This is a genomic window from Pedobacter sp. UBA4863 (assembly GCF_002399615.1).
Classification (GTDB): domain Bacteria; phylum Bacteroidota; class Bacteroidia; order Sphingobacteriales; family Sphingobacteriaceae; genus Pedobacter.
On record NZ_DHDZ01000046.1, the window covers coordinates 18,547 to 31,216 of the forward strand.

11 protein-coding genes are annotated in these 12,670 nt (G+C 38.2%); 5 read left to right on the plus strand and 6 right to left on the minus strand.

Going from position 1 to position 12,670, the window contains the following annotated elements; genetic code table 11:
- Positions 1–3 precede the first annotated feature (3 nt).
- From B3I52_RS12060 to B3I52_RS12085, 6 genes are all read right to left on the minus strand, one after another.
- Entirely contained in the window at positions 4–882 is an 879-nt protein-coding gene (locus B3I52_RS12060) for a hydroxymethylglutaryl-CoA lyase (RefSeq protein ID WP_293301587.1), read from the minus strand.
- Positions 854–1,303, minus strand: a complete 450-nt coding sequence (locus tag B3I52_RS12065; RefSeq protein ID WP_293301589.1) for a methylglyoxal synthase — start codon at positions 1,301–1,303, stop codon at positions 854–856. Before B3I52_RS12065 ends, B3I52_RS12060 begins: the two co-directional genes overlap by 29 nt.
- Positions 1,284–2,579: an NAD(P)/FAD-dependent oxidoreductase gene (locus B3I52_RS12070; RefSeq protein WP_293301591.1), complete on the minus strand. Its 1,296-nt coding sequence runs from the start codon at positions 2,577–2,579 to the stop codon at positions 1,284–1,286. The genes B3I52_RS12065 and B3I52_RS12070 overlap by 20 nt, the downstream gene beginning before the upstream one ends.
- Positions 2,580–3,105: 526 nt before the next feature.
- On the minus strand, positions 3,106–6,063 hold the full coding sequence (gene secDF / locus B3I52_RS12075) for a protein translocase subunit SecDF (RefSeq protein ID WP_293301593.1): 2,958 nt from the start codon (positions 6,061–6,063) through the stop codon (positions 3,106–3,108).
- Positions 6,064–6,247: 184 nt separating this feature from the next.
- On the minus strand, positions 6,248–6,769 hold the full coding sequence (locus B3I52_RS12080) for a dihydrofolate reductase (protein ID WP_293301595.1): 522 nt from the start codon (positions 6,767–6,769) through the stop codon (positions 6,248–6,250).
- Between the two features lie 42 nt (positions 6,770–6,811).
- Positions 6,812–7,606, minus strand: a complete 795-nt coding sequence (locus B3I52_RS12085) for a thymidylate synthase (RefSeq protein ID WP_293301596.1) — start codon at positions 7,604–7,606, stop codon at positions 6,812–6,814.
- Positions 7,607–7,865: 259 nt separating this feature from the next.
- Here B3I52_RS12085 and B3I52_RS12090 point away from each other — a divergent pair, with 259 nt between their 5' ends.
- From B3I52_RS12090 to B3I52_RS12110, 5 genes are all read left to right on the plus strand, one after another.
- A complete protein-coding gene (locus B3I52_RS12090) occupies positions 7,866–8,456 on the plus strand; it encodes a DUF1287 domain-containing protein (RefSeq protein ID WP_293301598.1) in 591 nt (196 codons plus the stop codon).
- A 165-nt stretch (positions 8,457–8,621) separates the two neighbouring features.
- Complete coding sequence (gene ispE / locus B3I52_RS12095) at positions 8,622–9,425, plus strand: 4-(cytidine 5'-diphospho)-2-C-methyl-D-erythritol kinase (protein WP_293301599.1); 804 nt, start codon at positions 8,622–8,624, stop codon at positions 9,423–9,425.
- An 84-nt stretch (positions 9,426–9,509) separates the two neighbouring features.
- The gene (locus B3I52_RS12100; RefSeq protein WP_293301601.1) at positions 9,510–9,932 is read left to right on the plus strand and encodes an OsmC family protein; all 423 of its coding nucleotides are present in this window, start codon (positions 9,510–9,512) and stop codon (positions 9,930–9,932) included.
- Between the two features lie 72 nt (positions 9,933–10,004).
- Entirely contained in the window at positions 10,005–11,168 is a 1,164-nt protein-coding gene (locus tag B3I52_RS12105; protein ID WP_293301603.1) for a trans-sulfuration enzyme family protein, read from the plus strand.
- Positions 11,169–11,282: 114 nt separating this feature from the next.
- Positions 11,283–12,353, plus strand: a complete 1,071-nt coding sequence (locus B3I52_RS12110) for a PA0069 family radical SAM protein (RefSeq protein WP_293301605.1) — start codon at positions 11,283–11,285, stop codon at positions 12,351–12,353.
- Positions 12,354–12,670 lie beyond the last annotated feature (317 nt).

Here is a 12,670-nt window from a genome sequence, read left to right on the forward strand (position 1 = left end):
ATTTTAATTGAAAATTTGTCCAGAAACCATCATCGCTTCACCCCACTTTTCCATATCCAAATTTAACTGAACTCCTTGTTCGGTTAAATAAGCAATTACATCTTCGGTGGCAATGTTGCCGGTTAAATCATCGGCAGCCATGGGGCAGCCGCCAAAACCTTTTAAGGCGCTATCCATTCGGGTACAACCAGCGGTAAAAGCAGCTTCTATTTTTTCTAAGCGTTGTTGCGGCGTACTGTGTAAATGCAAGCCAAATTCGATATCCGGAAATTGTTTTACTAGGGGAGGAAAAATGGCTTTTATTTTTTCGGGAGTTGACACACCAATGGTATCGGCTACCGAAATAATTTTAACACCTTTCTGTACCAGTTTATTTGTCCAGTGCGCAACAATATCGGTATTCCATTCGTCTCCGTAAGGATTACCGAAACCCATAGAAAGATAAACCACGGCCTGTTTTTTATGCTTATCGCAAAGGTTAAGCATTTCTTCAACCGTGTTTAACGATTGCGCAATGCTCGAATTGGTATTGCGCTGTTGGAAAGTTTCTGAAATAGAAAAAGGAAAACCCAAATAGGTAATTTCAGGGTGTTTTACTGCATTTTCTACCCCTTTTAGATTTGCCACAATAGCTAATAATTTCGTACTGCCAGATAAATCTAACTGCGCTAAAACTTCTTCAGTATCCCGCATTTGCGGAATAGCTTTTGGCGATACAAAACTGCCAAAATCAAGCGTGTCGAAACCTACTTGGAGTAGCAGATTGAGATAGGCTACTTTTAATTCGGTAGGCACAAAATCATGTAAGCCCTGCATGGCATCACGAGGGCACTCAATTAATTTGATAGGGGCGTTAAAGCTTTCTGTTTTTGTACTCATCATAATCGGTTAGGGCAGCATTATAAGTGCTTTTCATGTAAGGCGATGAAATCAAGAAATCTGCAGTTGCCACATCGCAAGCCATCGGGATGTTCCACACAATGCCCACACGTAATAGTGCTTTCACATCCGGATCGTGAGGTTGTGCTTCCATAGGGTCCCAAAAGAAAATGAGCACATCAATTTCGCTTTGCGCAATTAAGGCGCCAATTTGCTGATCGCCACCTAAAGGGCCACTTAATAACCTTTTAATGGGCAAGCCTAAATGTTCTTCCAACAACCTTCCGGTGGTACCGGTAGCTATTAAACTATGCTGACTGAGTGCATCTTTATTGGCTGTTGCCCATTTAATTAAATCGTCTTTACGGTGGTCGTGAGCAACTAAAGCAATGGTTTTGTTTGCGCTAAGTTTTTTGTGGGTCATGTGTTTTTTTGTATTCTTTGTAAGGTTTAAATGGTCTAATGATTAATCTGGTGCCTCTATCGTAGCTAAAATAGCTCCAAACCCAGTTTACAAAAACTACCAGTTTGTTCCTAAAGCCAACTAAGGTCATTAAATGTACAAACATCCATGTAAACCACGCAAAAATTCCTTGAAATCTTATTTTATTGATATCCACCACTGCTCTATTTCTTCCTACGGTAGCCATCGCCCCTTTGTCAAAATATTTAAAGGGCACGGTAGGTTTGTTTGCTATTAGGTTAATAAGGTTTTTGGCGAGTTGTTTGCCCTGTTGTATGGCCGCAGGCGCAACTCCCGGATGCCCGTTTGGAGTTTCTTCTGTAATCATGGCCGCTACGTCGCCTATGGCATAAATATTTTGATAGCTATCTACCAAGTTAATTTCGTTTACTTTTAAGCGATTTCCGCGTACTATAGCTTCGTTATTTAAACCGTCGAGCACTACTCCTTTTACACCGGCACTCCAAATTACGGTAGCCGAACCAATGTTTCTACCATCTACCAAAGATAAAGTTTGGCCATCGTAACCTTGTACGCGAGCTTCGGTATAAACGGTAACACCAAGCTCTGCTAAAAACTGCTTAGCTTTTTGTTGTGCCTGTACAGACATGGCTCCCAGTAACTCTGGCGAACCCTCAATTAGGTAGATGTTTACCTTGCTTAAATCTAGTTCGGGATAATCGCTTTTAAGCACGTGTTTTTTTAGCTCGCCAATAGCGCCAGCAGTTTCTACGCCTGTGGGACCACCGCCAACCACTACAAAATTTAATAGTTCGTTTTCTCTGGCAGGATCTTTTGCAATAATAGCCGCTTCTAAATTCTGTAAAATTAAACTACGCAAGTTTAATGCTTCGGGGATAGATTTCATTGGCATGGCATTTTGAGAAATCTCCGTTTGTCCAAAAAAGTTGCTGGTAGATCCCGTAGCAATAACCAAATAGTCATAATTAATATTGCCAATGGTAGTTTCTAGTTGGTTTGCTTCTGGGAGTACTTTTAATACTTCGGTTACCCTAAATTTCAGGTTTTTTTGCCCTTTAAAAATCTTACGGATAGGAAATGCAATAGAATCTGCTTCTAAACCTCCGGTAGCCACTTGATAGAGTAGGGGCTGAAAAGTATGGTAATTGTGCTTGTCTAAAATAACAACATCAACGTTTTGGTTCTTCAATTTTTTAGCTAACTCAATGCCGCCAAAGCCACCCCCAATAATCACAATTTTCTTTCTATGTTCCATGCCAAACTAAGTTAAAAATCCAATATTAAAAGTAAAAATAGCATACTGTTTCGTCTAATTTGGTAACAGGTAAAGTGCTATTTAGTTTGGGTAAATATAGGGATTAGTTTGTTGCTTAATAGTTTGGGAACTTAGTTGTTTGTATTGTTGAATTGGCTTGACAAAAGGTTTGTTTTGGAAAGGTTATTTGGCTTTCTGTCGGTTACGGTAGTCCCGCTTTTTGCTATAATCTTTTTGTTTTACTCTGTTAGGCTAGTTGTCGGCAAGGACAAACAAAAAGTATTTCCGCTTCAATCGGGTTTGGAGAACTTAAACCTGTGCACAATACTTGCATTTTAAACCCGATAGGAGTGAGCACAAACGAAGGCGATAGCCGAGTGAAGTAAAACGGATAGCGGGTGTGGCATTGTTTTTTGTAGTCATTTGCTTTTCAAAACCTTTTTTGCATTTCGGCATAAACCTTACAAAACAAAAAAGGACCCCGAAAAATCGAGATCCTTTAGATTTATAATTTGGTTTAGTTATACTATTTTTTTGCGTCGTCGTCGTTAGATAAATCGATTACAATTGGTGTAGAGATACATAGTGATGAGTAAGTACCAATGATACGACCAATTAATAAAGCAAAGATGAAACCACGGATGCTATCGCCACCGAAAATGAAGATTACGATTAATACGAAGAATACCGATAACGAGGTTAAAATAGTACGACTTAAGGTACTGTTTAACGCAAAGTTGATCAATTTAATTCGCTCTTCGCCATGTGCATCGGCTTTGCCGCTTTCTGCTAAACGTTCACGAATACGGTCGAACACGATTACTGTTTCTGTCATGGTATAACCCATTACTGTTAAAATTGCCGCGATGAAATCTTGACCAATTTCTAATGGGAAAGGCAATACGCCATCTAAAATGGTATAGAACGAAAGTACCAAAAATACGTCGTGGAACAACGCAATTACGGCACCTAAACCATATTGCCATTTTTTGAAACGTACCAAAATGTAGATAAACATTACTAAACACGAGAACAATACGGCATAAACTGCACTCGAAATGATGTCGCTAGCAATGGTTGGCGTTACTTTTTGTGAACTCTCAATGCTGTATTTGGCTCCCAAGCCGTCCAAACCTTTACGTAATGCAGTTTCAACAATTTTATCTGCATCTGGTGCTTGGTCATTAATATGGTAAGGAGTAGTAATTTTTAATGAATTATCGGTGCCAATAGTTTTTACCAAAGCCTCTTCACCTTCAAAATTAACTGATAGTGCTTTAGAAACTTCTTCGGTATTCAACTGCTTGTCGAATTTCACCATGTAAGTTCTACCGCCTTTAAAGTCAACGCCTAAGTGTAAGCCATCATTTTTGAAGTAAAAAATAACCCCTGCAACGATAATTACAGTAGAGATAATGTAATATAATTTTCTATGTCCAACGAAGTTGAAGGCTAAATTTTTAAATGCATTACGTGTAATGTTATTATCGAAAGTAATGTTGGCTTTTTTGTCCATCAATGATTCGAAAATCAAACGAGAGATCAATACCGCTGCAAATAACGAAGTAACAATACCAACACACAAAGTAGTTGCGAAACCTTGTACCGGACCCGAACCAAAAACAAATAGGATGATACCTAAGATGAATACGGTAATGTTAGAGTCTAAAATAGAAGACATGGCGTGTTTGAAACCTTCTCTGATAGCTACATTGGTAGATTTACCTTTTGCCAATTCTTCACGTACACGCTCAAAAATAAGGATATTGGCATCTACCGATAGACCAATGGTTAATACGATACCTGCAATACCAGGAAGTGTTAATACTGCACCAAATGCAGCTAAAATACCCATGATAAAGAATACGTTAATTAATAACGCAATGTTAGCCACCCAACCCGCTTTGTTGTAGTAGAATGCCATGAAAGCAAGAATTACCACGAAAGCTAATACAAATGAGATTAAACCGCTATCGATAGCTTGTTGGCCTAATGATGGACCAACTACGAAATCTGAAACGATTTTTGCAGGAGCAGGTAACTTACCAGCCTTTAATACGTTAGCTAAATCTTTAGTATCTTCTTTAGTGAAGCTTCCAGTGATAGAAGAAACACCGTTAGGAATTTCGTCTCCTACCGTAGGAGCAGAGTAAACCGTGTTGTCTAATACAATTGCAATTGCTTTTTTGTTATTAGGATCGGCTGATGCTTCTGCTGTTAATTTTTTCCATTTCGATGCACCTTCGCTGGTCATGAACATGGTTACATCAGGGTTGTTGTTTTGGTCGTAACCATCGCGAGCGTTAGCAACAGCATCACCGCTTAAATCAGGACGGCCATCTAACGAAGTTACTTTGATTGCATAAAGTTCGAACGCTTTGGTGCCAGTTCTAGGCTTTAATCCCCACATGAACTTTAAGGTAGTAGGCACTAAAGATTTTATTTCTGGCCTAGCTAACATGGCGTTAACCTTAGCAGTATCTTTTTGTAAAGCATAACCCACTACAGCACCAGGCATTAATTGCGGTTGTCCGTTTTCGCCTTGGTAAATAGGTAGCTGTAATAAAGTATTGATTAATGGGCTTGTTTTAGCTAGTTCGGCAGCCATAGCAGTTGCGCTGGTATCTTTAGCGGCAGTTGTTGCGCCTTTAGTTAAGCCCGCTAATTTACCTCCTTTAGCAGTTGTGTCGGCAGTTGCCGTAGCCACAGTATCTTTTAAAGTTACTGCTAATGTTTTATTGATATTCTCTAAGATTGGATAAACCTCTTGAGATTGATACACTTGCCAGAATTGTAACTCGGCCGAACCTTGTAATAATTTACGAACACGTTCTTTGTCTTGGATACCCGGCATCTCAATGAAAATTCTGTTAGAACCTTCTTGTTTTTGCATGTTAGGGCTTACCACACCAAAACCATCAATACGGCTACGTAAGATAATGAATGAACGGTCGATAGCACTTGTAGCTTCTTTGCTTAAGAAAGATTTTACCTCGTTATTGCTAGCGTTAGCTTTTAATTGCGCCGAGTTATCTTGGTTGGCAAAAAAATCTGCTAATTTACCGTTAGGTACTAATTTTTCATATTCGTTTACAAACAGTGCAATGAAATCTTTACCACCAGCATTCATTTGCGTTTGTGCATTTGACAATGCTTTGTTGAAATTCTCATCAGCAGTGTTGCCCGCTAACGATTTGGTCAACTCGGCCAAAGAAATCTCCATGGTAACGTTCATACCACCTTTAAGGTCTAAGCCTAAGTTAATTTCTTTGCTTTTTACTTGTTGATAGGTAAGGCCCAATAACGGATATACCTTTTCGGTAGCCATCGAGTCCAAGTATGCTTTTTCTTTTGCTTCATCGCCTTTTGCAAATTCCTTAGCCTTTTTCTCTACGTTGTAAGTAATGATGTTGAAAGAAAGTGAATACAGACAGACAATACCCAAAAGTATCGCCATAAATTTAATAAAACCTTTACCTTGCATTGTTTGTTTATTCTATTTTTATATGTAAGCTGTTTTTAACAAGTCGGCAAATCTAATTATTTTTTTAAATAATAGAACTGCTAAATGTAATTTTATTGGGATAACAAATATATTAAGCTCCAGATGCACAAATGATTTTAGTTATTTTTAGAATATTAATCTGTGCATCTGTGGCTGGTAAAGCTTAACGGCGCTCTAAAGTAGAGAAAGTATAAGCGAATTTGTTCTTTTCGTCGGGCAAATGGTCCTCTTTCCAAACTTCTTCCCAAGTCGCGTTATCCAATTCTGGAAAGAAAGCATCTGCGTCAAAATCTTGGTGCACACGGGTAAGTTCTATCTTATCACAAAGTGAGATAGCTTGCCTGTAAATTTCGGCACCACCAATAATGTAAACTTCTTCTTGTTTACAAAGCGATAAAGCTTCTGCTAAGGAGTTTACAACTTCAATCCCCTCAATTTGTAGCCCTTTTTGACGGGTAATGACAATATTCCTTCTGTTTGGTAAAGGCTTTCCAATAGAATCGTAAGTTTTGCGTCCCATAATAATGGTATGCCCAGAGGTGATGCTTTTGAAATGCTTTAAATCGGCAGGTAAGTGCCAAAGTAGTTGGTTGTCTTTGCCAATGGCATTGTTTGATGAAATGGCGACTACTAACCCCAAACCCCTAAAGGGGCTTTCCTGTTTACTGTTTATGTTTTGCTCCATTGATTTCGTTTACGCTAATTCCCTCTTTAGGAGGTTAGGGGGTTACACGGCTACTATCCCCTTAATATGTGGATGCGCCTCGTAATCCACCAACTCAAAATCTTCAAATTTAAAATCGAAGATATTCTTTACTGCTGGATTGATTTTCATGGTAGGCAAAGGTTTTGGATCTCTGCTCAATTGCAATTTTACTTGTTCTAAGTGGTTGTTGTAAATATGTGCATCACCAAAAGTGTGGATAAAATCTCCAGCTATTAAGCCGCAAACTTGTGCTACCATCATGGTTAACAAGGCATAAGAGGCAATATTAAAAGGTACGCCTAAAAAGATATCAGCACTGCGTTGATACAACTGGCAGCTCAACTTACCATCGGCTACGTAAAACTGGAAAAAAGAGTGACACGGCGGTAAAGCCATGTTTTCAATTTCAGCAACATTCCAAGCAGAAACAATAATACGTCTGCTATCTGGGGTGTTTTTAATGGTATTGATAATTTGGGTAATTTGGTCGATATGCCCACCGTTTGGTGTAGGCCAACTGCGCCATTGCGAGCCATAAACCGGCCCTAAGTTGCCATTTTCGTCAGCCCATTCGTCCCAAATGCGTACACCGTTATCTTTTAGGTACTTAATGTTGGTATCGCCCTGCAAAAACCAAATCAACTCGTGTATGATAGATTTTAAATGCAGTTTTTTGGTGGTTACCATAGGGAAGCCATTTTGCAGGTTGAAGCGCATTTGATAACCGAATACGCTAATGGTGCCCGTTCCCGTTCTATCGTGTTTTTGTGTGCCGGTATCTAGCACATGCTGCATTAAATCTAAATATTGTTTCATAGTTTTTTAAACCTACTTTTCGTCATTTCGAAGGAGGTACGACTGAGAAATCTGTTCGTTAAAAGCATCTAACTAGTAGATTTCTCACTATCGTTCGAAATGACGCACTATTAAGGATCGCTATTTCAAATAGTGAAACACAAATTTAGCCATTAAAAATGAACCTCGTGTTTATGTTTTTCAACAGTATTGATGATTGTTAGATTTCTGTGGTGTAAATCGATATTTTATCTTCAAAATACATTAGATTTGCTACAATATGATGTTAAAAAAGATAATCTGTTTTGCGGTGATAAGTTGTTTGCTTTGTACAGCAAGCTTTGCCCAATCAATAACGGCATCAAAACTTTCTGCTGCAACAATTTCAATTATCAATAGCAAAATAGTGTACGACCCCGCTTATGTTAAAATAGCTTATCCTAACGGTGATGTGCCCGCTGGTACAGGTGTATGCACTGATGTGGTGATTAGGGCTTATCGTAAATTGGGGATTGATTTGCAAAAGGAAGTACATGAAGACATGAAAGCGAATTTCAGTTTATATCCAAAAAATTGGGCTAGCAAAACTACCGATAGCAATATAGACCATAGGCGTGTGCCTAATTTGATGGTTTTCTTTGGTAGAAAAGGTGCAAAGAAACCGATGACTAAAAATGCTGCTGATTATTTGCCAGGAGATATAGTATGTTGGGACTTGAATGGCAAACAATTGCATATAGGTTTGGTGATAGACCGTAAATCTGCCGATGGTAAGCGTTACTTAATTGTACATAATATTGGCGGAGGTCAAGTAGCAGAAGATATTTTGTTTGCTTGGAAAATTATTGGGCATTATACCTATAAGTTGTAAGTTTTAAGTAATAGGTTTTACGTTTTGTCTTTGCTCTTTTATCTTTAGTCTTTGTTCCTTGCTCTTTGTTCTTTAATCCTTGCTCTTTATTCCTTGCTCCTTTATCTTTGTTCCTTGCTCTATTTTTTAATCTAAAATCGTACTTCGTCAATCTAAAACCCAAAGATGTTAACATTTGCCAACGCCAAAATAAACTTAGGCCTGTTCCTTACCGAAAAACGAACTGACGGTTACCATAACCTGCAAACCGTTTTTTATCCCATAAAGATACACGATGTAGTAGAATTGGTAGATGCTGAGCAAACCAATATGCTAATCAAAGGAATCGATATTCCTGGCAGTGCTACAGATAATATTTGTTTCAAGGCATTTAAAACACTGCAAAAAGATTTCAATTTACCTCACCAACAAATTGTACTGCTAAAGAATATTCCGGTTGGGGCAGGCTTAGGTGGAGGCAGTGCCGATGCCGCCTTTTTAGTCAAATTGGTCAATCAGAAGTTTAAACTTGGTTTAACTGATGAACAAATGGAAGCTTATGTACGCCCTTTGGGAGCCGATTGTGCATTCTTCATTAAAAACAAACCTGCCTATGCTTTTGCCAAAGGCGATGAATTTGAAGATCTTGCTATTGACCTATCTGCATACTATTTGGTATTGGTAAAGCCCCCTGTGCATGTAGCTACTGCCGAAGCTTATAGTAACGTAAAAACAAAACAGCCTTCCAGTTTTTTAAAAGATTTGATACATTTGCCCTTACAAGATTGGCAAGCTCACATTTTCAACGATTTTGAGCCTTCTGTTTTTGCAAAATATCCACAAATTGACGAAATAAAAACAAAGCTTTACCAAGCTGGAGCTAAATTTGCGCTCATGAGTGGTAGCGGATCTGCTGTATTTGCAATTTTCGAAAAAGAAGTGCAATTGCCAGAACTGCAGAAAGAGAATTTAGTTTTTTACAATGTTTAAGCTGAAAATCTAAAGCAAAAAGACTAAAACATAATGTATGAAAAGCTTTAAGCCTTGAGCTTTTAGCTTTAAGCTTTTTAAAAGATGGAAATCAACCTGATCCGCAAAAGCGGAAAATTTAATTTTGAAGCACAAAACGAAAGCGGCTTTACCGTAGCGTTAGATGCTAAACCCGCCATAGGAGGCCAAGGGAAAGGCTTTCGGCCAATGGAAATGTTATTGATTGGATTGGGCGGCTGTAGCGGTATCGACATGGTGAACATCCTTACCAAGCAAAAAGAGCAGCTAAACGATATTAAAATCAACATCAAAGCCACCCGAAAAGAAGAGGAAACACCTGCAATTTTCGATGTGATTGATATCCAGTTTAACCTATTCGGCGATTTAAGCGTGCAGAAAGTAGAACGTGCCCTACAAATGACTTTTGATAAATACTGCTCTGTTTCTAATATTTTAGGCAGATCGGCAACTATAAATTTTACATATACTATAAATGGTAATAAGTAATACGTTATTAAGTTATACGGAGTAATGCTGCCTATAACGTGAAACTTATCACCTAAAACTTACAACTCAATAATGTCCGATAATTTCGAAACCATAGCCATACGCACTCAAACCGAAAGAAGCTTACACAAAGAGCATTCGGCACCTATTTACCTAACCTCGAGCTATAAGTTTGATGATGCAGAAGAAATGCGTGCATTGTTTGCCAACGAAAAGGAAGGGAACGTTTACAGTCGGTATTCTAACCCAAATACTTCAGAGTTTATAGAGAAGATGGCTTTGTTAGAAGGTGCAGAAGATGGTTTTGCAACGGCAACCGGTATGGCAGCCATTTTCACTACTTTTGGCACTTTCTTAAAAAGTGGCGATCATATTCTTTCGAGCCGCTCTGTTTTTGGTTCTACGCACCAATTGCTCACCAACGTATTTGCTAAATGGGGCGTAACCTTCGATTATGCCGATTTAGATAAACCACAAGATTGGGAAGGCTTGATTAAACCTAATACCAAAATTATTTTCGTAGAAACACCTTCTAACCCAGGTATTGATATTATTGATTTAGCGTTTTTGGGTAAATTAGCAAAGAAACATAACACTTTGTTGGTAGTTGATAATTGTTTTGCTACACCATACCTACAACAACCTATTAAATTAGGTGCGCATATTTCTATCCATTCGGCCACTAAATATATCGATGGGCAGGGGCGTGCCTTAGGCGGGGTTATTTTAGGTGCCAAAGCTTTAATTACCGAAGTGGTGGCTTTTGCTCGTCACAGTGGTCCGGCACTATCGCCATTTAATGCATGGCTTTTATCAAAAAGCTTAGAAACCTTGGCTGTTCGCATGGATCGCCATTGCGAAAATGCGTTGAAAGTAGCAGCCTATTTAGAAAAACATCCAAAAATTAAGTTGGTTAAATATCCTTTCTTGCCATCGCACCCGCAATATGAAATTGCCAAAAAACAGATGAAACAAGGCGGAGGTATTGTAACCATTGTGGTGAACGGAGGAATTGAAGGCGCTCGTAAATTTATGGATGGCTTGAAAATGTTCTCTATCTCCGCAAATTTAGCTGATACGAAATCTATTGCTACTCACCCAGCAACAAGCACACATAGCAAGTTAAGTGAAGAAGAACGTAACATTGTGGGCATCGAACAAGGCTCTATTCGTTTGTCTATCGGTTTAGAGCATATCGACGATATTTTAAAAGATATTGAACAAGCTTTGAGTTAAAACAGCGTAATAGCGATAATTACTTCTTTTTAGCGTTCAAATCTAAATAGCTGCTATTTTAGTAAAAAGTGATAAACTAATATTTTTTACTAAAAATATTAGTATTTTTATCTCATGGAAAGAGATGAAAAGAGCACTGCATACCTTAATGGTCGAGGAGCGCAGTTAAATACCGATAATAGGTTTTTAAAAAACACTGTAAGTAAGGAATACATAGAAGCCATTGATGATTGGGAGGTTTCAAACGAAAAAACTACTTTCATTATTGGCAGTGCTAAAAGCATTGTTAATAAAGTAGAAAGTCCTGATGTGGGCATGATGTATTCGCTAAATCCTTATCAAGGTTGCGAACACGGTTGCATCTATTGTTATGCCCGTAACTCTCACGAGTATTGGGGCTTTAGCGCTGGTTTAGATTTTGAACGTAAAATTATTGTAAAGGAAGATGCGCCACAGCTTTTTAAAAAGTTTATAGAGAAGAAAAACTGGCCTGCTTATCCAATCAGTATTTCTGGTAATACAGATTGTTATCAGCCTTGCGAAAGAAAATATAAACTAACTAGGCAGTTGCTTCAAATAGCTTTGGCCTATAAACAACCTATTTCTATGATTACCAAAAACTCGCTCATACTTAGAGATTTGGATGTTATACAAGAAATGGCAAAGCAAAACCTGATCAGTGTTTTTGTTTCGATTACTTCGTTAAATGAAAATTTAAGACAAAAATTAGAGCCTAGAACCACCACTGCAAAGCAACGTTTAAAAGTAATAGAGCAGCTAAGCAAGGCCAATGTGCCCATGGGCGTAATGGCAGCGCCCATGATACCAGGCTTAAACAACCATGAAATTCCGGCAATTTTAAAGGCAAGTGCCAATGCTGGCGCCATTGCTGCGGGTTATACCATAGTTAGGCTAAATGGTGCCATTGGCAATATTTTTAAAGACTGGCTAGCAAAGAATTTTCCCGATAGGTTCGAAAAAGTTTGGCACCAAATACAAGATTGCCACAATGGAAACGTAAACGATAGCAGGTTTGGGACCAGAATGCGTGGCGAAGGAAATTTTGCCCAGTTGGTAAACCACACCTTTAAACTGCATTGCCGATTAAATAAGCTGAACCAGAAAAAAATTGAGCTTGATAGTTCTTTGTTTAAAAAACCACAAGCTCAACTCCATCTGTTTTGAAGCATGCTTTAAAATCCCTGTTTCATTTTTGGTAACACTTCAACCTTTTCATTTGGCAGCTATAGGGCCTAATAGATTTCTCAAACATTTGTTGTTTTAATGTTTATGGCACAAAAATATCTTCTCTAAAACACTATGCAAAACCAAATACTGTACAAACGTTTGCAATAAATTATTTTAAACGTCCAAACAAATTTTAACCAAATGCGATAAAGCGTTTTATTGTGCATTTGGCCACAGCTACACAAAATTTTATTGTTTTTTAAAATAATGAAGCGAAATATTACGGATCAATAAGAAACTGTTTAAAAATGATA